The organism is Streptomyces sp. NPDC088124, from assembly GCF_040685895.1.
Lineage (GTDB): Bacteria > Actinomycetota > Actinomycetes > Streptomycetales > Streptomycetaceae > Streptomyces.
In genome coordinates, this window is record NZ_JBFBJB010000007.1 from 58,781 (window position 1) to 79,021 (window position 20,241).

19 protein-coding genes are annotated in these 20,241 nt (G+C 72.7%); 11 read left to right on the forward strand and 8 right to left on the reverse strand.

Annotated elements, in window-relative coordinates; genetic code table 11:
* Positions 1-94: 94 nt before the first annotated feature.
* Both coaE and AB0P17_RS07695 read left to right on the forward strand, forming a co-directional pair.
* The gene (gene coaE, locus AB0P17_RS07690) at positions 95-700 is read left to right on the forward strand and encodes a dephospho-CoA kinase (RefSeq protein WP_365808551.1); all 606 of its coding nucleotides are present in this window, start codon (positions 95-97) and stop codon (positions 698-700) included.
* Between the two features lie 49 nt (positions 701-749).
* Positions 750-1,124 carry a tetratricopeptide repeat protein gene (locus AB0P17_RS07695; protein ID WP_365808552.1) on the forward strand — a complete coding sequence of 125 codons (375 nt, stop codon included), beginning with the start codon at positions 750-752 and terminating at the stop codon, positions 1,122-1,124.
* Between the two features lie 138 nt (positions 1,125-1,262).
* On the opposite strand, the gene AB0P17_RS07700 is transcribed toward AB0P17_RS07695, so the two are convergent.
* Complete coding sequence (locus tag AB0P17_RS07700; protein ID WP_365808554.1) at positions 1,263-1,616, reverse strand: DUF6343 family protein; 354 nt, start codon at positions 1,614-1,616, stop codon at positions 1,263-1,265.
* A 64-nt stretch (positions 1,617-1,680) separates the two neighbouring features.
* The gene (locus AB0P17_RS07705) at positions 1,681-2,022 is read right to left on the reverse strand and encodes a hypothetical protein (protein ID WP_365808555.1); all 342 of its coding nucleotides are present in this window, start codon (positions 2,020-2,022) and stop codon (positions 1,681-1,683) included.
* A 246-nt stretch (positions 2,023-2,268) separates the two neighbouring features.
* Here AB0P17_RS07705 and AB0P17_RS07710 point away from each other — a divergent pair, with 246 nt between their 5' ends.
* From AB0P17_RS07710 to AB0P17_RS07730, 5 genes are all read left to right on the forward strand, one after another.
* Positions 2,269-3,384 (forward strand): slipin family protein, encoded by a 1,116-nt coding sequence (locus AB0P17_RS07710; RefSeq protein ID WP_365808557.1) that lies wholly within the window; start codon positions 2,269-2,271, stop codon positions 3,382-3,384.
* 10 nt (positions 3,385-3,394) lie between these two features.
* Positions 3,395-4,897, forward strand: coding sequence for a carboxylesterase family protein (locus AB0P17_RS07715; RefSeq protein WP_365808558.1), 1,503 nt, complete (start codon positions 3,395-3,397; stop codon positions 4,895-4,897).
* Between the two features lie 98 nt (positions 4,898-4,995).
* Positions 4,996-7,998, forward strand: a complete 3,003-nt coding sequence (locus AB0P17_RS07720; protein ID WP_365808560.1) for a DEAD/DEAH box helicase — start codon at positions 4,996-4,998, stop codon at positions 7,996-7,998.
* Positions 7,995-9,242, forward strand: coding sequence for an SWIM zinc finger family protein (locus AB0P17_RS07725; RefSeq protein WP_365808562.1), 1,248 nt, complete (start codon positions 7,995-7,997; stop codon positions 9,240-9,242). Before AB0P17_RS07720 ends, AB0P17_RS07725 begins: the two co-directional genes overlap by 4 nt.
* A 67-nt stretch (positions 9,243-9,309) precedes the next feature.
* Complete coding sequence (locus AB0P17_RS07730) at positions 9,310-9,765, forward strand: hypothetical protein (protein ID WP_365808564.1); 456 nt, start codon at positions 9,310-9,312, stop codon at positions 9,763-9,765.
* 123 nt (positions 9,766-9,888) lie between these two features.
* On the opposite strand, the gene AB0P17_RS07735 is transcribed toward AB0P17_RS07730, so the two are convergent.
* Positions 9,889-11,046 carry a S1 family peptidase gene (locus AB0P17_RS07735; RefSeq protein ID WP_365808566.1) on the reverse strand — a complete coding sequence of 386 codons (1,158 nt, stop codon included), beginning with the start codon at positions 11,044-11,046 and terminating at the stop codon, positions 9,889-9,891.
* 186 nt (positions 11,047-11,232) lie between these two features.
* On the opposite strand from AB0P17_RS07735, the gene AB0P17_RS07740 reads away from it, so the two are divergent.
* Positions 11,233-11,964 carry a hypothetical protein gene (locus AB0P17_RS07740; protein ID WP_365808568.1) on the forward strand — a complete coding sequence of 244 codons (732 nt, stop codon included), beginning with the start codon at positions 11,233-11,235 and terminating at the stop codon, positions 11,962-11,964.
* A gap of 568 nt (positions 11,965-12,532) precedes the next feature.
* On the opposite strand, the gene AB0P17_RS07745 is transcribed toward AB0P17_RS07740, so the two are convergent.
* On the reverse strand, positions 12,533-13,744 hold the full coding sequence (locus tag AB0P17_RS07745; protein ID WP_365808570.1) for a pyridoxal phosphate-dependent aminotransferase: 1,212 nt from the start codon (positions 13,742-13,744) through the stop codon (positions 12,533-12,535).
* An 81-nt stretch (positions 13,745-13,825) separates the two neighbouring features.
* Between AB0P17_RS07745 and AB0P17_RS07750 the strand changes: the two genes are divergently transcribed.
* Together AB0P17_RS07750 and AB0P17_RS07755 are read left to right on the forward strand one after the other, a co-directional pair.
* Positions 13,826-14,518, forward strand: coding sequence for a helix-turn-helix domain-containing protein (locus tag AB0P17_RS07750; RefSeq protein ID WP_365808572.1), 693 nt, complete (start codon positions 13,826-13,828; stop codon positions 14,516-14,518).
* Between the two features lie 117 nt (positions 14,519-14,635).
* Positions 14,636-15,277, forward strand: coding sequence for a uridine kinase (locus AB0P17_RS07755; RefSeq protein ID WP_365808573.1), 642 nt, complete (start codon positions 14,636-14,638; stop codon positions 15,275-15,277).
* Positions 15,278-15,415: 138 nt separating this feature from the next.
* Here the strand turns inward: AB0P17_RS07755 and AB0P17_RS07760 are convergent, their stop codons facing one another.
* From AB0P17_RS07760 to AB0P17_RS07775, 4 genes are all read right to left on the reverse strand, one after another.
* Complete coding sequence (locus tag AB0P17_RS07760; RefSeq protein ID WP_365808575.1) at positions 15,416-16,333, reverse strand: PfkB family carbohydrate kinase; 918 nt, start codon at positions 16,331-16,333, stop codon at positions 15,416-15,418.
* Complete coding sequence (locus AB0P17_RS07765; protein WP_365808576.1) at positions 16,330-17,298, reverse strand: pseudouridine-5'-phosphate glycosidase; 969 nt, start codon at positions 17,296-17,298, stop codon at positions 16,330-16,332. Before AB0P17_RS07765 ends, AB0P17_RS07760 begins: the two co-directional genes overlap by 4 nt.
* Before the next feature lie 104 nt (positions 17,299-17,402).
* Positions 17,403-17,966, reverse strand: coding sequence for a methylated-DNA--[protein]-cysteine S-methyltransferase (locus tag AB0P17_RS07770; protein WP_365808578.1), 564 nt, complete (start codon positions 17,964-17,966; stop codon positions 17,403-17,405).
* A 114-nt stretch (positions 17,967-18,080) separates the two neighbouring features.
* Complete coding sequence (locus AB0P17_RS07775; protein WP_365808580.1) at positions 18,081-18,983, reverse strand: glycerophosphodiester phosphodiesterase family protein; 903 nt, start codon at positions 18,981-18,983, stop codon at positions 18,081-18,083.
* A 300-nt stretch (positions 18,984-19,283) separates the two neighbouring features.
* Here AB0P17_RS07775 and AB0P17_RS07780 point away from each other — a divergent pair, with 300 nt between their 5' ends.
* Complete coding sequence (locus tag AB0P17_RS07780) at positions 19,284-20,177, forward strand: MHYT domain-containing protein (protein WP_365808582.1); 894 nt, start codon at positions 19,284-19,286, stop codon at positions 20,175-20,177.
* Positions 20,178-20,241 lie beyond the last annotated feature (64 nt).

The following is a 20,241-nucleotide window of genomic DNA, read 5'->3' on the forward strand; positions in this document are numbered from 1 at the left end:
CTCCGTCGCCGGCATCGGTGGCCCGTGTGTGTGCTGCGGCCGCGTACGGGCCCCGGTCCGTCCAGGGCCAACCGAGAGGCCCTAGTCTTGCGCCATGCTGAGGTTGGGACTTACCGGCGGAATCGGCTCGGGGAAGAGCGAGGTCTCTCGCCTGCTGACCGGATACGGGGCGGTGCTGATCGACTCCGACCGGATCGCTCGGGATGTGGTGGCGCCGGGAACGCCAGGGCTGGCGGCTGTGGTGGCCGAGTTCGGCCCGGGCGTCCTCACCCCCGACGGCGCCCTCGACCGGCCGGGACTCGGCCGGATCGTCTTCGGTGATCCGGAGCGGCTACGGGCGCTGAACGCGATCGTGCACCCCCTGGTGCGGGCGCGATCGGCGGAGCTGGAGGCGGCGGCGGGCCCGGACGCGATCGTCGTCCACGACGTACCGCTGCTCGTCGAGAACGGCATGACGGGGCTGTACGACCTCGTCGTGATCGTGGACGCCACCCCCGAGACCCAGCTGGACCGGCTCGTACGGCTGCGCGGGATGACGGAGCGCGAGGCACGCGAGCGGATGTCCGCGCAGGCCACCCGCGCGCAGCGGCGCGCCGTCGCCGACGTGGTGATCGACAACGACGGTCCGCTGGAGCTGCTGGAACCGCAGGTACGCGAGGTCTGGCGGACGGCGACCGAACGGGCCCGCCGCGAGGAATAGCGCCGCTGTGCGCGGCGTTGAGAGCGCGAAGTAAGGGAAGGATGCGAACGTGCCAGAGAGCCCGGAGACCCACATCATCGACTATCGCGCGGCGGAGCAGCTTCTCGCCGCGCGCGACCCGCGCGGGGCGGTCAAACTGCTGGACTCGGTGATCGCGTCCCACCCGGAGAACACCGCGGCCCGGCTGCTGCGCGCCCGCGCGTTCTTCGCCGCCGCGCAACTGCGCCCCGCCGAGCTGGAATTCGAGCTCGTCCTGGAGAGGGAGCCGGACAACGCGTTCGCGCACTTCGCGCTGGCCCGCACGTTCGAGCGGTCGGGGCGGCCGGAGCAGGCGAAGCGGCACTTCAGACTCGCGGCGGCGCTGGACCCGAAGCCGGAGTATCTGGAGGCCGCGCGCTTCGACTCGAAGGCGTCGGACACGTAGGAGCCGCGGGGAACGCAGGGCGCGGTAGGACAGGCAGGACAAGCAGGACACGTACGTCATGTGCGTCACGTACGCCACGTAGGACGCGGGGGACGCGCGCCTCGCCGAGGCGCGCGTCCCCCGCGCCGGGCGGCTGCCTCAGACGGTGTGGTGCCCGGTGCGGTGGCGCCGCCGCATCCGGTGGCGCTCCAGGTCACGGATGCGTTCGCGGTCCTGCGGCAGGACCGGGTTCGGGCCGTGACCCGGTGGGTACGGCGGGACATCCCGGCCCGGCTGGAAGCGCGGCCCCTGCCGGATCCGCCGCAGGACCACGGCCAGATCGATCGCGACGATCAGCACCAGCACGCCACAGGCCGCCGCCCACCCGGGCCGGCCGGCCATGGCGAACGCGGCGGTGCCGAGGCCGGTCCACACCAGCCCCCACAGACTCAGCCAGAACCGCATCCGCAGTGCGCTGCGCGCGGTGACAGGTTCACTTCCGGTGCGCCGCATGGCTCTCGCACCTCCCGTTCCGCCCTCACCCCTGGTGTACCCGCGCGACGCACCGGTGAACGCGTCAGTGCACGATCGAGTAGCTGCGCCAGGGCCCGGCGCCGGGGGCGATCACGTCGGACAGCGTCGTCGCGATGTACGTCGTGTTCTTGCCGGTGCAGTCGGCCGTCGGGTACGCGATGAGGTCGAGCACGGTGCGATTGGCGATCGAGACCGCGCCGACGGGTTTCAGCCGGTGACAGCCCGTGACCGAAGGAGTGGTCACCTGGATCCGGAGCTTCTGCCCCGTGTCGTACGTGATGGTGCCCACCGCGGCCCGGCCGAGACCGGAACAGCCCGCGACGGCGAGGGTCAGGAGCGCGGTCCCGGCGGCGATGCCGAGGCGCCGGTGAACAGTCACGGACATGTGCGGGCCCTCGTCTCGGAAGCGGCGGAATCGGGCGGGAGGAGAGCGGGAAACGGGCGGGGAGGCGGCGGAAAGCGGGCGTGTGCTGGTCACCCTGCCGGATTTGGGCCACCGCGGCACCGTGAGCGCGGCCGGTCGGGCTACGCGCCGGTATCTTCCCGCTCCGCGCGTATCGACCACCGGTCATACAAGGCATACCGTGGTTAATAGCACCTCGGTCCGGCGTCAGGCGTCAGGGGGCTCATCATGGTCGAGGAACTGGTCATAGTGGTCATAGCGGCCGTCTGCGCGTGCGGGCTGTACGCCATGGCGGCGGCCCGGGTCGTCAAGCAGTACGAGCGCGGCGTGGTCCTGCGCCTCGGGCGGCTGCGAGAAGGCATCAGGGGTCCGGGATTCACCACGGTCATCCCGTTCGTGGACCGGCTGCACAAGGTCAACATGCAGATCGTGACGATGCCGGTGCCCGCACAGGACGGCATCACGCGCGACAACGTCACGGTGCGCGTGGACGCCGTGATCTATTTCAAGGTGGTCGACGCGGCCGACGCGGTGATCCGGGTCGAGGACTACCGGTTCGCGGTCTCGCAGATGGCGCAGACATCGCTGCGCTCGATCATCGGCAAGAGCGACCTGGACGATCTGCTGTCGAACCGGGAGAAGCTCAACCAGGGCCTGGAGCTGATGATCGACAGCCCGGCGATCGGCTGGGGTGTCCAGATCGACCGGGTCGAGATCAAGGACGTGTCGCTGCCGGAGACCATGAAGCGGTCGATGGCCCGCCAGGCGGAGGCGGACCGGGAGCGGCGGGCCCGCGTCATCAACGCGGACGCGGAGCTCCAGGCGTCGAAGAAGCTCGCCGAGGCCGCCAAGCAGATGTCGGGACAGCCCGCGGCCCTGCAGCTGAGGCTGCTCCAGACGGTCGTGGCGGTCGCCGCCGAGAAGAACTCCACCCTCGTCCTGCCGTTCCCTGTCGAACTGCTGCGCTTCCTGGAGCGGGCCACTCCCGCCGAGGCCGCGCAGGCGGTCGGGGCGGTCTCCGGAGCCGCCCGGGCCGCCGCACCGGCCCCGGCGGCCCCGTCGGCGGGCACCGGGCTCCCGGAGTCCGCTTCGGCCGAGCCGTACCGGTCCGTCGAGAAGCCGGAGCCGGAGCCGGAGCCGGAACCGGAACTGGAATCGGAGCCGGAGCCGGAGCCGGGACCGCTCGACGAGCCCGGGACGGCGGCGGCACCCGGGATGGCAGAGGCGCCGGGACCCGTCGGGACGGCCGCGCGGGCCGAGGCGGAGCCGGACGTGCTGAGCGACCGGCTCGTCTCCCACGAGGCGTCGCCGCCGGCCCAGCCCCACGTCCAGCCGCACATCTGACCGGCGGGGCGTGGCGCGCCGAGGGCCGACACCGTGGTGCGCGACCCGGCAGGGCCGGGTCGCGGGCCGGGCGGCCCCGTTCCCGTCGGTGACGGAGTTCCTGGGGATCCCGTACGCGACCGCCCCGCGCTTCGGCAGGCCGCACCGAGCCGAGCCGTGGGAGGGCGTCCGGCCCGCGGTCACGTATGGCCCGACGGTGCCGCAGGCCCCGTACGCGCCGCCCCTCGACGTCCTCCTGCCGCAGCACACCGTCCCCGGCGCGCCCGGGGAGAGCTGCCTCAACCTGAACGTCTGGACCCCCGCGACCGGTCCGGAGGCCCGCCTTCCGGTGCTGGTGTTCGTGCACGGTGGGGCGTTCACGAACGGCTCGGGATCACTGCCCGCGTACGACGGCGGTACGTTCGCCCGCGACGGCGTGGTGTGCGTGACGTTCAACTACCGGCTCGGGGCCGAGGGCTTCCTTCATCTCGACGGCGTACCGGACAACAGGGGGCTGCTCGACCAGATCGCCGCATTGGAGTGGGTGCGGGAGAACATAGCCTCCTTCGGAGGTGACCCGGACCGTGTCACCCTCTTCGGGGAGTCGGCCGGGGCGATGAGTATCGGCGTCCTTCTGACGACGGAGCGAGCCCGGGGTCTGTTCCGTGGGGCGATCCTCCAGAGCGGCGCGGCCCATCACTTCCTGCGCCCCGCGTCCGCGCGGCTGATCACCGCCCGGCTGGCCGCGAAGCTGTCGGTACCGCCCACCGCGGACGCCTTCGCCGCCGTGCCCGGCGACCGGCTGCTGGCGGCGCAGAGCGAGCTGCGCGCGGAGATCGGTGCCCGGCCCGACCCCGAACTGTGGGGTGAGGCGGCGCTCAACATGATGCCGTTCGAACCGGTCCTCCCGGAGCTGCCCCTGCCGGGCCCCGACCGCGGCGTCCGGCTGCTGGTCGGCAGCAACCGGGAGGAGTACCGGCTCTTCCTCGTGCCCACCGGGCGGCTGGACGCGCTGCCGGAGTCCAAGCTGCGCGCGACCGCCGCGGCGTACGGGCCCGCCCCCGACAGGGCGTCGGCCGTCTACCGCGAGGGGCGGCCCGGCGCGAGCCCCGGCGAGGTGTTCGACGCCCTGGCCACCGACTGGTTCTACCGGATCCCGGCGGTCCGCCTCGCGGAGTCCGTGCCCGGCACGTACCTGTACGAGTTCGCCTGGCGCTCCCCTCGCCTCTTCCGCCACGGCGACGGGCCCGGCCGGATCCTCGGCGCCTGCCACGGCGCGGAGCTGGGGTTCGTCTTCGACCGTCCGGACCACCCGGCGTACACCCCGATGCTCGGGGACCGGCCGCCGGCGGAGCTCGCCGACGCGATGCACCGGACGTGGGTGGCGTTCGCGCGGGCGGGCGATCCGGGCTGGGCGCCGTACGACCGGGACACGCGCACGACGATGGTGTTCGGCGGCGGCCCCGGCGCCGCCTCCGTCGCCGTGCGTGACCTTCGGCCACGGGAGCGTGAACTCTGGGACGGACTGCGCTGACCTGCGCAGACGCTCGGTCGAGGGGCAGTGTCAGACCCCCCGCCTAGACTCGCAGAGGTAATCGGATCTTGGCCGTTCGAGGCAGGAGGGGGAGCACCATGACGTCGCACGGGACCGCGGGGCTGGCGCGCCACGCAGCCGTTTTCCTGCCCGCGGGGCTGCCGCGCGAGGGCCGGGTCGCCTTCTGGGCGCCGGAGGGGGAGCTGCCCGAGGCATCGGGGGACGAGCTGACGGTCGTCCGGCGGGACGGATTCGGCAACGGCGACAGCGCCGGTGACAATGCCGGCGACCGCAACGGCGACCGCGACCGCGTCGGCGCGCGTGGCGGCAGCCGTGGTCATGACGGTGATGGCGGTGCTGCCGGTGGCGCGGCCGGCGGTGTCCGCGCGGTCACGGTCCCCGCCGTGATGATGTCCGTCGCCGACGCGGTCCCGCTGCTGGTCCGTGCCCGGCGCGACAGGACGGCCCACCCTGCGTCCGCCTGCTGGGGCGCCGCCGCGCTGCACGCCCTCCAACTGGCCGCGCGGGGCCGGCTGCTCCCCGGGCTCACCGCCTCCGACCACGACGCCTGGCGGGCCGGCCCGCTCGACGCCGACGACATCGCGCAGTTGCGCGCCGTCGCCGCGGCCATGCCGCCCGAGGCCCATCCCGTGCCGCTGGCGGGCGACGGCCCCCTCCTGCTCGCCGAACCGGAAGCGCTGGTCCGGGCGTTTCTCGACGCGGTGGCCGACTCCCTGCCCCGCACCCCCGCCGCGGCGTACGCGGCGGGGAAGCCGTTCGCCGCGCGGGCCCCGCAGCATCTGCCGGGAGCCAGGCCCTGGGCGGCCGAGGCAGCGGCCGGCATGGACGCGGGCGTACGGGTCTCGCTGCGCCTCGACCTGTCGGCGTACGAACTGTTCGACCACACGGAACCGGCCCCCGACGGCCTCGGGAGGGAGAGCCGGGCCGGCGGCGAGTCCTCGGATGACGTGCGCCGGGCCGGGGCGGCTCTCGTCCAGATCCACAGCCTGGCCGACCCGACCCTCGTCATCGACGCGGCCGGACTCTGGGCCGGCGGCGGCGAGAGCTTCGGCCCGCGCGCCCGCATCGACGCCATGCTCGCCCTGCGCCGCGCGGCCCGGGTCTGGACACCGCTCGCCCGGCTCCTGGAGCGGGACGTCCCCGACGCGCTGCCGCTCTCCGAGGACGAGCTGTACGAGCTGCTCGGGCCCGGCGCGGCCCGCCTCGCGGAAGCGGGCGTCGCCGTGCACTGGCCCCGGGAGCTGGCACGCAGCCTCACGGCCGCCGCTGTCGTCCGTCCCGCGCCCGGCTCGGCCACCGACGGCACCCCGTTCTTCGACAGTGCCGAACTGCTCAAGTTCAACTGGCAGCTGGCGCTCGACGGCGAGCCGCTCTCCGAGCAGGAGATGGACACCCTCGCCGAATCGCACCGCCCGATCGTCCGCCTGCGCGACCAGTGGGTGGTCGTCGACCCCGCGCTCGTACGGAAGGCGCGCAAGCGGGAGCTGGGCCTGCTGGAGCCCGTCGACGCGCTGGCCGTCGCCCTCACCGGCACGGCGGAGGTGGACGGCGAGACGGTGGAGGCCGTGCCCACGGGCGCGCTGGCGGCGCTGCGCGACCGGCTGGTCGCGGGCCCGGGGACGGTCCCACAGCCCCCGGCGCTCGCCGCCACCCTGCGCGACTACCAGCTGCGCGGCCTGGCCTGGCTCGACCTGATGACCTCGCTCGGTCTCGGCGGCTGCCTCGCGGACGACATGGGCCTCGGCAAGACGGTCACGGTCATCGCCCTCCATCTGCACCGCGCCCGCCCCGCCCCGACGCTCGTCGTCTGCCCCGCCTCCCTCCTGGGCAACTGGCAGCGCGAGATCACCCGCTTCGCCCCCGGCGTTCCCGTGCACCGCTTCCACGGCGCGGGACGCACCCTGGACGAGGTGACGGACGGCTTCGTCCTCACCACGTACGGCACGATGCGCGGCAGCGCCGAGACCCTGGCCGCGCACTCCTGGGGGATGGTCGTCGCCGACGAGGCGCAGCACGTCAAGAACCCCTTCTCGTCCACCGCGAAGGCGCTCCGTACGATCCCGGCGCCCGCCAGGGTCGCGCTGACCGGCACCCCCGTGGAGAACAACCTCTCCGAGCTGTGGGCCCTCCTCGACTGGACCACCCCCGGGCTGCTCGGCTCCCTGAAGGCGTTCCGCGCCCGGCATGCGCGGAGCGTCGAGCACGTCGAACACACGAAGAACGCCAAGAGTGTCGACGTCAAGGATGTCGGCAACGAGGAGGCGGTGGAGCGACTGGCCCGGCTGGTCCGGCCGTTCCTGCTCCGCAGGAAGAAGTCCGACCCGGGGATCGTGCCCGAGCTGCCGCCCAAGACCGAGAGCGACCACCCCGTCCCCCTCACCCGCGAACAGGTGTCGCTGTACGAGGCGGTCGTCCGCGAGACGATGGCCGCGATCGAGGAGTCCGAGGGCATCGCCCGCCGGGGCCTGGTGATGAAGCTGCTCACCTCCCTCAAACAGATCTGCAACCACCCCGCGCAGTATCTGAAGGAGGACCCGGCCCGGCTGACCGGCCGCTCCGGCAAGCTCGCCCTGCTCGACGAACTGCTCGACACCATCCTCACCGAGGACGGATCGGTCCTGGTCTTCACCCAGTACGTGTCGATGGCGCGGCTGCTCACCGCCCATCTCGCGGCCCGCGCGGTCCCGTCCCAGCTGCTCCACGGCGGTACGCCCGTCGCGGAGCGCGAGCGCATGGTCGACAGGTTCCAATCCGGTGAGGTGCCCGTCTTCGTCCTCTCGCTGAAGGCGGCCGGCACCGGCCTCAACCTGACCAGGGCCGGCCATGTCGTCCACTTCGACCGCTGGTGGAACCCGGCCGTGGAGGAGCAGGCCACCGACCGCGCCTACCGCATCGGCCAGACCCAGCCCGTACAGGTCCACCGGCTCATCGCCGAGGGCACGGTGGAGGACCGGATCGCCGAGATGCTCGCCTCCAAGAAGGCACTGGCCGACGCCGTCCTCGGCTCCGGCGAGAGCGCGCTCACCGAGCTGACCGACCGTGAGCTGGGCGATCTGGTCTCCCTGCGGAGGCAGTCATGACCGCCGCGCGCACTCCTCGGCACGACGACCGTCGCCGTACGTTCCCCGCCCTGCCGGCGCGCCCGCGTGAGGGGGCCGACTTCGCCGAGACCTGGTGGGGCAACGCCTGGGTGGAGTCCATGGAGGACACCGCTCTCGACACCGCCCGGCTCCAGCGCGGGCGTTCGTACGCGGGCGGCGGCCATGTCGACGCGATCACCGTCACGCCCGGCCGGGTCATGGCGTACGTCCACGGCTCCCGGCCGCGCCCGTACCGTACGGAGATCCGCCTCCGCACCCTCGACGACACCGGCTGGGAGGAACTCCTCGACGCCGCGGCGGCCCGCCCCGACCACATCGCCGCGCTGCTCGACAAGGCCATGCCGCACACCCTCGCGGCCTCCGCCGACCTGCTGCCCACCGCCGGTGACCTCACCCCCGACTGCTCCTGCCCGGACGACGGCTACCCCTGCAAGCACGCGGCGGCCCTCTGCTACCAGACGGCCCGGCTCCTCGACGAGGACCCGTTCGTCCTCTTCCTGCTCCGGGGCCGCGGCGAGCAGGAAGTCCTCGCCGATCTGACGCGCCGCAACGCCGCCCGCTCCGCGGCCGAACGGAGCCCGTCCGCACCGCCGATGCCCACGGTCGACGCGTACACGGCCCTCGCCCCGCGCACACTCCCACAGCTCCCGCCGCCGTTCCCCGTCCCCGCGCACCCGGGCCGACCGCCCGTCTACCCGCAGTCGCCCGGCGCGCCCGACCCGCTCGCCCTCGACCTCCTCGCCGGCGAGGCCGCGGCCCGCGCGCACACCCTCCTCACCACGGGGCTCGACCCTGTCGGCGCCCTCACCCCCTGGCAGGACGCGGTGCGCCTGGCCGCCGCCCACCCCGGCTCGGGGCTGACAGCCTCCACCCGGGCCCTCTACCGGGACCTGGCCGCCGCACTCCACCGCACCCCCACCGACCTGGCCCGCGCCGTCGCCGCCTGGCGCCAGGGCGGCCTGGCGGGGCTGTCCGTGCTGGAGGAGCCCTGGGATCCGCCCGCGGGCCCCTTCGACCGGGCCCGCCCGGCCCTCATGGCCGCCGACTTCCCGCACTTCCGCCCCAGGCGCAACCAGCTCTCCACCGACTCCCTCCAGCTCCGCTTCGGCCGCGACGGGATCTGGTACGGCTACGAGTCGGACCGCGGCCGGGAGGACTGGTGGCCCCGCGGCACCCCCGACACGGACCCGGTGGGCGCACTCACCGCCCTGCTCGGGAGGTGACCGGTAAGCTCGCTCACTCCCGTACTTCGGTAAGCGGACACATCGCACAGCAGTTGAAGGGGGACCTGTGGAAGCCGAGTTGGTGGCACTGGCGGCGGCAGGGGCGACGACACTCGTCCAGCAGATGGCGACGGACGGCTGGAGCGCGGCCCGTGACCGGGTGGCCGGATTCTTCGCCGCGCGGGGCTGGGGATCCGCGGAGTCCGTCGGGTCGGATCTGGACACCGCGCACGCGGACCTGACCGCGGCCCGGCAGGACGACGACGCGGAGGCGGCGAGCGACATCCAGGCCGAGTGGCGCAACCGGCTCCGCCGCACCCTGCGCGCGGACCCGGAGGCGGCGGCGGAACTGCGGTCTCTGCTGGACGAGTTGAGCCCGCCTCCGTCGACCCGGCAGGCCACCCACCTGCACAACACGATCCGAGGCGGCACGTTCAACGAACCGGTCATCCAGATCGGCCAACAGGTCGGCAAGATCGACAAGATCGGCGGTCGGCACTTCGACTACCGCGGACGTGAATGAGCACAGCCGAAAGCCTGCCGCGCGGGGGCCGGGCGGTCCTCGTGGCCCGGGTCCGTGCGACAGGCTTCCGTCAGTCGGCTGCGCGGCCGGTCACGCGCGGCCGGCCGCGCGTGACGCCACATGTCAGGCTGTGTGCAGGGTCAGCCCGTAGCGGTTGAGGATCGGCTTGAGCGGCTGGAAGAAGGTCGTACCACCGCTGGTGCAGTTGCCGGAACCGCCCGAGGTGACACCCTGGGCCTGGTCGCCGCTGATGTAGGAGCCGCCCGAGTCGCCACCTTCGGCGCAGGCGCTGGTCTGCGTCATGGAGTACACGGCGCCCTGGGAGTAGTTGACCGTGACGTTCTTGGCCTGGACGCTGCCGCAGCGCCAGTGCGTCGTGGAGCCGGAACGGCAGATCGAGGCGCCGACCGGGGCCTCGTTGGAGCCGCGCACGAGCTGGTCGGAGACGGTGCCCCAGCCGAGGACGACCGGCACGGTCCACCAGCCGCTGCCGACGTTCACCCACGCGTAGTCGTTGCCGGGGAAGGTCGAGCCCTGGAAGTTGCCGATGTACGAGTTGTCCCAGCCCCTGACCTGGGCACCGGTCGAGCCGCAGTGGCCGGCGGTGACGAAGCCGCCGTGCACCGAGAAGCCTATGGAACAGCGGACGTTGCCCGTGTAGTACGGGTCGCCGCCGACCGTGCCGGCCGCGAAGGTCGTCGGGGCCTCGGCGGTCTCCGCGACGGTGACGGGACCGGCCTCACGGGCCTGGGCCACGAAGGCGCGGACATCGTTGTCGTTCTTCCGCGAGGCGACGACGTCCACCACGACCTGGTTGGTCCTGGTGTCCACGCGCCAGCTGCTGACACCCGCCGGGGCGTCGTCGGCGAGCGCGTCGATCCGGTCCTTCGCCGCGTCGAGCTGCCGCTCGCTGTGCTCGACCAGGCGTACGGTCGCGCCGGTCGCCCGGATCGCGTCGGCCTTGGCCGCGTCGGTGACGGCGACGGTCAGCGTGCCGCTGTCCGCGTTGAACCAGGAGCCACCGTACGAGGCTCCCGCCGCACGCTTGGCCTTGGTCTCGACGGCGGTCGCCGTCTTCTCCGCGGCCAGTCGTGCCACGGCCTGGCTCTCCGTCAGGCCGAAGTCCTTCTGCATCGCCGTGAGCATGCCCGCGGAGGCCGGGGCCTTGACGTCGGAGGGGATGGAGGGGGTAGCGGCGGCGGGGGCGATCCCTGCGGTCACCCAAGTTCCGACGAGGAGGAGCGCGGAGAGACCGGTGCGTACAACTGTTGTGCGTCTCAAGGCAAGTGCCCTTCTGTGTTCCAGCATCGTGGGGGTGGAACAGCAGCGCCTGAGAGCGCTTTCAGGCGATGCCAGCCGGAGCGTAGCGGAGGATGTCTGACAGGTCCATACCAACGGTGGACTCCGGGGCGCGTTCGATCGTTTAACCGTTCGATCGCGGGTGGCCGACTTGTTAGGGTCGGCGTCGTGGCGAAACTCAATCAGATAATTGCCGTCGAAAAGGGCGTGAAGTCCAAGGCTCACCAGGACCTGACGGCGGCTCATCACGGTCTCCAGAAGCCTGCGCTGCTGGCCGGGATCTCCCGTACCTACCAGGCGAAGGACGAGGAGGGCGAGCAGCTTCCGCCCGAGTCCACCCGGGTCCAGGTCAAGGCCGAGGATGTCCTGCGGGAGACGGCCAAGACCCTCACGCGGCTGTTCGACGTGACCGCCACGAAGGACTGGGCGAACTGCACGGCGCGCGCCGATGTCACCGTCGACGGCCGGGTGCTGGTGAGCGACGCGCCGGTGGCGTACCTGCTCTTCCTGGAGAAGCAGCTCACCGACCTCAACACCTTCGTACGCAAGCTGCCGGTGCTGGACGCGGCGGAGTCCTGGAGCCAGGACCCCTCCACGGACGCGTGGAAGACCGAGGCCGTACGGACGCTCCGTACGAAGAAGGTGCCGCGCAACCATGTGAAGGCCGAGGCCACGGAGAAGCACCCGGCGCAGGTCGAGGTGTACTACGAGGACATTCCCGTCGGCTACTGGACCACGGTGAAATTCAGCGGGGCGCTGCCGGCCCGCCGGGTCAACGAACTGCTCGACCGGGTCGAGAAGCTCCAGCAGGCGGTGAAGTTCGCCCGCGAGGAGGCCAACAGCGCGGAGGTCACCGACGAGCGAGTGGGTGACGCCGTATTCGGCTACCTGTTCGGGTAGTTTCGGGTAATCTCGCTCGCGTAACGCAGAGCAGTTCCCCATGATTCCCCGGCCGTCGGCGCAGGGCTTGAGCCCTGTTCCGGTGTGTGCCGGGGTGCGCGAGGAGCGCAAGCTGAAACTGAGGCTTGTCGTGACGGCGCGGTTCCAGTGGAGGTTCGAGTCCTCCCCGCGGCACATCCGTACGGATGGACGGGCCGCGGTGGCCCAACGGGCAGAGGCAGACCGCGATCAATCTCAGACTATTGCTCCAGACTCAGCATTCGCCGCCGATCGCCGGATCGAACGGGCCCAGGCCCCGGACGTCGAAATGCCGGTTCAACTCCGGCCTGCGCAGCTCGATGCGCGGTGGTCCAAAGGCAGGACGCGACGACTTCATGACTGACCTGGGCTCTTAAACGTGCCGGCGTGCTCGATGGGTGGCATCTCAGGGCCCGGGAGGTTGGCTACGCCCCCGGGTCCGCTCCTTTTCCCGGGGCCTCTGGTCCGTTTCTTCCCCCGGACCTCGGCTCCGCTCCTTCGCTCATCCGTCCACGTCGTCGGTCATCCGTCCAGGCCTTCGGCCATCCGGCTACTGGCGGTATCCGCTCAGGAAGCGGCCGATGCGGCTGATGGCCGCGTCGAGATCGTCGGCGTACGGGAGCGTGAGGATCCGGAAGTGGTCGGGACGCGGCCAGTTGAAGCCCGTCCCCTGGACGACCTGGATCTTCTCGCGCAGCAGCAGGTCCAGGACGAACCGCTCGTCGTCGTGGATCTTGTGCACCTTGGGGTCGAGCCGGGGGAACGCGTACAGCGCGCCCTTCGGCCGGACGCACGACACGCCGGGGATCTCGTTGAGCTTCTCCCACGCGCGGTCGCGCTGTTCGTGCAGTCTGCCTCCCGGCGCGGTCAGCTCCTTGATGGACTGCCGGCCGCCGAGGGCGGCCTGAATGGCGTACTGGGCGGGCGCGTTGGGGCACAGGCGCATCGAGGCGAGCATCGTGAGCCCCTCAAGGTAGCTGCGCGCGTGCTGCTTCGGGCCGGTGACGACGAGCCAGCCCGAGCGGAAACCGGCGACACGGTACGTCTTCGAGAGCCCGCTGAAGGTCAGGACGACCAGGTCGGGGGCGAGGGAGGCGGCGGTGTGGTGGACCGCGTCGTCGTAGACGATCTGGTCGTAGATCTCGTCGGCGAACACCATGAGGTGGTGGCGGCGGGCCAGATCGAGGATGCCCTCGACGATCTCGCGCGGATAGACCGCGCCGGTGGGGTTGTTGGGGTTGATGATCACCACGGCCTTGGTGCGGTCGGTGATCTTCGACGCCATGTCGTCCAGGTCCGGGTACCACTCGGCGGACTCGTCGCAGAGGTAGTGCACGGGCCGCCCGCCCGCCAGGGTGGTGACGGCGGTCCAGAGCGGGAAGTCGGGGGCCGGGATCAGTACTTCGTCGCCGTTCTCCAGCAGAGCCTGTACGGCCATGGAGACCAGCTCCGAGACGCCGTTGCCGAGGAAGACGTCATCGACCGTGACATCCGTCAGCCCGAGGTTCTGGTAGCGCTGGGCCACGGCGCGCCGTGCGGAGAGGATGCCGCGCGAGTCCGTGTAGCCGTGCGCCTGCGGCAGCATCCGGATCATGTCCTGCAGGATCTCGTCCGGCGCCTCGAACCCGAAGAGCGCGGGGTTGCCGGTGTTGAGACGGAGCACGCTGTGGCCCGCCTCCTCCAGCGCGTCGGCGTGCTCTATCACCGGGCCGCGGATCTCGTAACAGACCTCACTGAGCTTGCTCGACTGCCGGAATTCCATGCGTTGGCCTCCCCGACCTTGAGTCCGACCTTGAATGCGATACTTGGTTTTACCAAGTGCGAGCTTGGAAAGTCCAACGACATGTCTAGACTGCGTCGCATGCCACGTCGCCGAAGCTATGACCAGTACTGTGCCGCCGCCCGCGCCCTCGACTCCGTGGGCGACCGATGGACCCTGCTGATCGTCCGTGAACTGCTGGCGGGTCCGCGCCGCTACACCGACCTGCACGCGGATCTGCCCGGCGTCAGCACGGATGTGCTCGCGTCCCGGCTGAAGGACATGGAACGCGACGGACTGGCCACGCGGCGCAGGCTGCCGCCGCCGGCCGCCGCGTACGTCTACGCGTTGACGGAGCGTGGACGGCAGCTGCTGCCGGTGCTCGCCGCGCTGGCGGAATGGGGCGCTCCGGCGCTGGACGAGCGGCTGCCGACGGACGCGGTACGGGCGCACTGGTTCGCGGTACCGCTGCTGCGGGCGCTGTCGGGGCCGCTCGACGCGGCGGGGGCCCTGGACACCGCGGAGGGGGTGGTGGAAGTCCGGCTCGACGAGGGGGTGTTCCACGTACGGCTCGGGAACGGCGGAGCGGCCCCGGACGACGGCCGACCGGTGTACGGCGACGGTCCCGCGCCCCGTCCCGACGCCTGCCTCGCCCTGGACGCCGACACCTGCCGGGCGTTGGGCGCGGGCGCGCTGACGGTCGCGGACGGGGTACGGGACGGACGGATCGAGGTGACGGGGGAGGGGGCGCTCGCGAAGGTGCTGCGCGGCGAATGAGGTCTCCTGTCCGGTGGGGCACTCCGCGGTGGGGACTCCCCGGTGGGGCCTGCTCGGGTGGGGCCCGCTCCGCGGGCGGCCGCTCCGGGGCGTCCGCCGCTGGACGATGATGGACCGGTGCGACTCGAAGCGATCACCTGGGAACGGCTGACCGAGGCCCTCGCCGACCGGGTCATGGAGACCCCGCCGGCCGACGGCGGCCCCTGGCTGCGCGTCGCCTTCGACGGCGCCCCGGCCGCCCGGCCCGACCGGCCGGCCGCCGCGCTCGCCGAGGCGCTGCGGCTACGGGGGCGTTCGGTGCTGGCCGTCGGCACCGGCGGTTTCCTGCGCCCGGCGTCGCTGCGGTACGAGTACGGGCGCGAGGACCCGGACACGTACTACAGCGGATGGTTCGACACCGGCGCCCTCTGGCGGGAGGTGCTCGGGCCGCTGGATCCCGGCGGTACGGGGCGCGTCCTGCCCGACCTCTGGGACCCGGCCACCGACCGGGCGACCCGCTCCCCGCACCGCGAACTCGCCCCGGGCGGGGTGCTGGTGCTGCACGGGCCCCTGCTGCTGGGGCACTGGTTCCCGTTCGACCTCACGGTGCATCTGCGGCTGTCGCCGGGCGCGCTGGGGCGGCGTACGGACCCCGGCGAGCGCTGGACGCTCCCCGCCTTCGAGCGGTACGAGACGGAGGTGGACCCGGCCGCGACCGCCGACGTGGTCGTACGGGCCGACGATCCGCGCCACCCGGCGTGGGGCGGCCTGGCCGGGTAGCAGGGAAGCCGCCGTGGCCGGGTAGCAGGGAAGGCGCCATGGGCCGGGTAACCGGGAAGCCGCCGTGGCCGGGGAGTTGGGGAGTCTGTCCGTGCCGCCCATGTCGCCGTCAGCCCGTCACCCCCCTCCGCCAGCCCGTCAGCCCGTCAGCGGCGGTCGCCCGCCCGGGATCTCCACCGCCCGCGCGCCCGCCCGGCAGCCCGCCTCCGCCGCGTGCTCCGGACTCGCTCCGTCGAGGCGCGCCGCCAGGAACGCGCCGGTGAAGGCGTCCCCGGCACCCGTCGAGTCCAGGGCCCGCGCCGGGAACGGCGGGATCCGGGCCGTGACCGCGCCCCGCTCGGCCACCAGCGCGCCGTCGCCGCCCAGGGTCACCACCGCGACCGGCACTCGCCGGCTCAGCTCGGCCGCGGCGGCCGCCGGGTCCGGCAGGCCGGTCAGCAGCCGGGCCTCGTCCGCGTTGGGGAGCAGGGTCTCCACCCCCTCGGCCGCCGCGAGGAAACGATCCGCCCCCAGCTCCTTGAGGAAGCCCGCCGACGCGGGGTCCACACTCACCGGAACGCCTCGTTCCAGCGCCGAGCGCAGTGCGGCGAGAGCCAGCGGACGGCTGGTGGCGGCGAAGAAGAGATAGCCGGAAAGATGCAGCCGGCCGATCCCGTCGAGCAGTCCCGGCGACCACTCGGCGGCTGACAGACGCAGCGCGGCGCCGCTGTCGGTGAGCAGGGTGCGCTCGGCGGACGCGTCGACCAGGCAGATGACCGTGGCCGTTGGCGCCCGCGCGTCGACGACGAGGCGGGCCCGCACCCCGGCACGCCGCAGCCGTTCCGCGTGCCAGTCGCGGGCGTCCGCGCCCACGCCGGCCAGCAGCCGGACATCCGCACAGCCGCGGTGCGCCGCCCAGCAGGCGGCGTTCGCCCCGGCGCCGCCGGGCAGCGTACGGATCTCGGCGGCGGTGTCGGTCCCGTGGGCGAGCGGGGTGCCGTACCGCGCCACCACGTCGGTGACCACGTCCCCGATCACCAGCAGCCCGCTGCCCGGTCCGCCGTGAGGGCCCGTCACCCGGCGTCTTCCGTTCGCGCGCCTTCCGGCCACGCGCCGCTTTTCCGCGCGGCCGCGGCGGCGATCCGGGCCGCGAGCCGGACGTTGCCGCGCACCGCCGCGAGATTGGCCTCCAGCGAGGCGCCCCCGGTCCGCCGCATCAGCAGGTCCAGCAGGAACGGGGTGACGGCCTGACCGCTGACGCCCCGCTCCGCGCACTCGGCGAGCGCCTCCGTGAGGACGCGGTCGTGCAGCGCGGGATCGAGCTGGTCCGCCTCCGGTACGGGGTTGGCGACGACGATCGCGGCGGCGGGGCCGGCCAGCGCGTCCTGCGCGCCCATCACCGCGGCGACCTCCTCGGGCGTCCGCACCGTCCAGTCGACCGGCTCGCCGGAGGAGGACAGGTAGAAGCCGGGGAAGAGGTCCGTTCCGTAGCCGAGGAGGGGGACACCCAGCGTCTCCAGCCGCTGGAGCGTCGCCGGGACGTCCAGGATCGATTTGACCCCCGCGCAGACCACCGTGATCCGTGTCCTGGCCAGCAGCCGCAGATCGGCGGACTCGTCCTGGGTCTCGGCCCAGCCGCGGTGCACCCCGCCGAGGCCGCCCGTCGCGAAGACCCGGATCCCGGCGCGCGCGGCGAGAAACGCCGTGGCGGAGACGGTCGTCGCGCCGCTCGCGCCCGTCGCGATCGCGGGCGCGAGATCGCGATGGCCCAGTTTCCGTACGGAGTCGTCCCGCGCGACCCGGGTCAACTCCTCCTTGTCCAGGCCGACACGGGGCCGGCCGTCGAGCACGGCCACGGTCGCGGGAACGGCGCCGCCGGACCGTACGAGTCCTTCCAGCTCCTCTGCGACCGCGAGATTGCGGGGGCGCGGCAGACCGTGCGCGATGATCGTCGATTCCAGGGCGACCACGGGGCGGCCCGTGGCCAGCGCCTCCCGTACCTCGGGGGAGAGCTGCCATGCGGTGGGTTCGGTGTCCGGCATGTCCCCATCCCTGGCACGGGTGGGGCCGGCCCAAACGTGCCGACGCGCACCAACGCTCCCGGCGGCCGGACCGCTTGCCACCCGTCCACGGGCGACGGGGAGCCTCAGAACAGCGGCTCGGGAAGCACCCCCTCCAGGGCCAGCAGCCGGCGCTTCGTCTCCAGACCGCCGCCGAAACCGCCCAGCCCGCCGTCGCTCTCCACCACGCGATGGCAGGGCACGACCACCGGCAGCGGGTTGGAACCCATCGCCGCGCCGACGGCCTGCGCCGCCGCCGGCTGACCCACCCGCCGGGCCAGATCGCCGTAGCCGACCACCGTGCCGTACGGGACACCCACCGCCAGTTCGCGCAGCACCTGCCGGTTGAAGCCCGAGGAGAGCGTCCAGTCCAGCGGCAGTCCGAACTCCCGCAGATCGCCCGCGAAATAGGCGGACAGCTCGCGTATCGCCCCGGCCAGCAGGCCCGAGGCGGACTCGACGGGCTCGGTGCCCAGCCGGTCACCGAGCTGGGCGAGTGCCCGCTCCCGCACGCCCGGCCCCGCGTGGAAGACGACGCTCACCAGCCCCTGGCCCGTCGCGGCCAGCAGCAGCGGCCCGATGCCGCTCTCCATGACGGTCCACTCCGCCGCCGGCGCCGCCGACACCGGCGACCGCCCGTACTCGCTCATGGGAACCACCGTACGGTCCGGCACTGACAACCGGCCCCACCGGCGACAACGAGGCCGGTCACCCGCCCAGGGCCGGTCACCCGCCCAGGGCCGGTCCGGCGGATCGCGTCCGGCTCAGCCGACCGCGTCCCGCACCACGTCGGGGTTGTTGGTGATGATCCCGTCCACGCCGAGGTCCCTGACCCGTACCGCGCCCGCCGCGTCGTTCACCGTCCAGGTGTGCACGGTCAGCGGCTTGCCGTGCGGGCCCTTCAGCCGGTGCACCGCCGCCACGTACTCCTCGGTCAGTGAGGTGTGCGTCGGGTTGATCTGGTCCGTGAACGCCGCGTACGACGGCAGCTCGGCCACCGGCGGCGTGCCGAGGAAGCCCGTCGTGATGTCGGGCCGGGCCTCGTGCACCGCCCGGACGCTGTCCGCGCCGAAGCTCTGGACCACCAGCCTGTTCCTGACGTGCGCCCGGTCCAGCCACCCTTCCTTGCGCAGCACCCGCAGGATGTCCTTCTCGATGTCCGGATACAGCTCGGGGGCCTTGATCTCCAGGAGCAGCTTCTGCTGGTTGGCCTCGACCGCGCGCAGATACTGCTCCAGGGTCGGTACGCGGGTGCCCGCCCACTTCTCGCCGAACCAGCTTCCCGCCTCCAGCCGGGCGATCTCCGCCGCGGTGAAGTCCTTGACCTTCCAGGGCGCCCGGTCCGGGAAGACCCGCTCCGCGTCCGTGGTGCGCCGGAGGTTGTCGTCGTGGATCACGACCAGCCGGCCGTCCTTGGTCCGCTGGACGTCGTTCTCCACCCAGTCGATGCCCAGGTCCCCGGCGGCGTCGACGGCCGGGAGGGTGTTCTCCGGCGCGTAGGCGGAGGCACCGCGGTGCGCGATCACGAGCGGGCTGCCGCAGCGTACCGCCTGGTCCGCGGTGGTGGGGGCGGTGGTATCCGTGGCGGCCGTGGCGGTGCCGGGGAGGACCAGCGCCGAGATCCCGAGCAGGGCCGCGGCCGTGGTGACTGAGGTGCGTGCGTACACGTGGACTCCTCGCGTCGTGAAGTGGTCGTGAGGGGGCGTGCGGTGACGATCTGCCCGAGGGTGTCAGCCTTCGGCCAACGGAGGACAGGCGAAGGTTGGCCACAACATGAAGTCACAGCGTGGGGTGGCATCGTGAAGACACGCCGGGGGAGAGCTGTCCGGGAGTTGTGGATCCGTCGGAACGGACCCAGTCATGTCGATAAATCACCGAGTAGCTGTTTGAATCCGGGGCCGAGGGTCCTACTCTCCCGTAACCAGCGCGTCCGTACAGTGAGCACAAGGGGCGAAGGGCAAACCGATATGCAGGGCACCATCGACGGATTCAGCTACGGTCTCGTCACACCCGTGGCGGCCTTTCTCATGGCCGTCCTCGGCGCGGCGCTGGGCCTGCGCTGCACCATGAGATGCCTGCGGACCAGACGCGCCTGGAAGCCGGGCGGGCTGGCCCTCGGCGCCGCCTCGATCGGCTCCGGCGTGTGGACCATGCACTTCATCGCGATGACGGGGTTCGTCGTCGCCGAGGTACCCGTGGGCTACGACAGGCTGACGACCTTCGCCAGTCTCGTGATGGGCATCCTCATGGTCGGTGTCGGGATCTTCATCGTGGGCTACCGCGCGTCGACACCGATGGCGCTGATCACCGGCGGGATCATCACCGGCCTCGGCATCGCCACCATGCACTACCTCGGCATGGCGGGGCTGCGACTGGACGGGGGGAACATCGACTACGACGTCGGCAGGGTCGCCCTCTCCGTGCTGATCGCCGTCGCCGCCGCCACGTCCGCCCTGTGGGTCGTGGTCTCGCGCCGGGGATTCCTGGCCAGTCTCGCCGCCAGTCTGGTCATGGGCGTCGCGTCGACCGGCATGCACTACACGGCGATGACCGCCGTCCACGTCCACCTGGAGGAGGCCGGCGGCGCCGCGGTCGGCGAGCGGGCCACCGAACTGCTCCTCCCGATGCTGATCGGCCCCGCGGTCTTCCTGCTGCTGGCGGGCGTGGCGGTCGCGGTCGACCCGCTGCTGGTGACGGGCGGCCGCGACCGGGAGCGGCGCGGGGGCTCCGCGGCCGCCGCGTGCGGGCGGTCCGGGGTGCCCGCGCAGCGCATCCGGCCGCGCCTCGCCTACCGCGACCCGGCCGACAGGACCGCCGCCAGAGCCTCCCGCCACGGCGCCCCGGACCTCCACGACTGGTGACCCCGGACAGGGCGCGCGGACGGCTCCACGGCCGGGCCGGGGGCGGCTGGGGACCCCACTGTCA

What these genes read in the sequence shown, in the direction of transcription:
- AB0P17_RS07765 (WP_365808576.1), bottom strand. Translation starts at nt 17,298, where the DNA reads ATGCCGGACACCGAACCCACCGCATGGCAGCTCTCCCCCGAGGTACGG.
- AB0P17_RS07720 (WP_365808560.1), top strand. Translation starts at nt 4,996, where the DNA reads ATGACGTCGCACGGGACCGCGGGGCTGGCGCGCCACGCAGCCGTTTTC.
- AB0P17_RS07745 (WP_365808570.1), bottom strand. Translation starts at nt 13,744, where the DNA reads ATGGAATTCCGGCAGTCGAGCAAGCTCAGTGAGGTCTGTTACGAGATC.
- AB0P17_RS07725 (WP_365808562.1), top strand. Translation starts at nt 7,995, where the DNA reads ATGACCGCCGCGCGCACTCCTCGGCACGACGACCGTCGCCGTACGTTC.
- AB0P17_RS07770 (WP_365808578.1), bottom strand. Translation starts at nt 17,966, where the DNA reads ATGAGCGAGTACGGGCGGTCGCCGGTGTCGGCGGCGCCGGCGGCGGAG.
- coaE (WP_365808551.1), top strand. Translation starts at nt 95, where the DNA reads ATGCTGAGGTTGGGACTTACCGGCGGAATCGGCTCGGGGAAGAGCGAG.
- AB0P17_RS07710 (WP_365808557.1), top strand. Translation starts at nt 2,269, where the DNA reads ATGGTCGAGGAACTGGTCATAGTGGTCATAGCGGCCGTCTGCGCGTGC.
- AB0P17_RS07705 (WP_365808555.1), bottom strand. Translation starts at nt 2,022, where the DNA reads ATGTCCGTGACTGTTCACCGGCGCCTCGGCATCGCCGCCGGGACCGCG.
- AB0P17_RS07700 (WP_365808554.1), bottom strand. Translation starts at nt 1,616, where the DNA reads ATGCGGCGCACCGGAAGTGAACCTGTCACCGCGCGCAGCGCACTGCGG.
- AB0P17_RS07750 (WP_365808572.1), top strand. Translation starts at nt 13,826, where the DNA reads ATGTCTAGACTGCGTCGCATGCCACGTCGCCGAAGCTATGACCAGTAC.
- AB0P17_RS07780 (WP_365808582.1), top strand. Translation starts at nt 19,284, where the DNA reads ATGCAGGGCACCATCGACGGATTCAGCTACGGTCTCGTCACACCCGTG.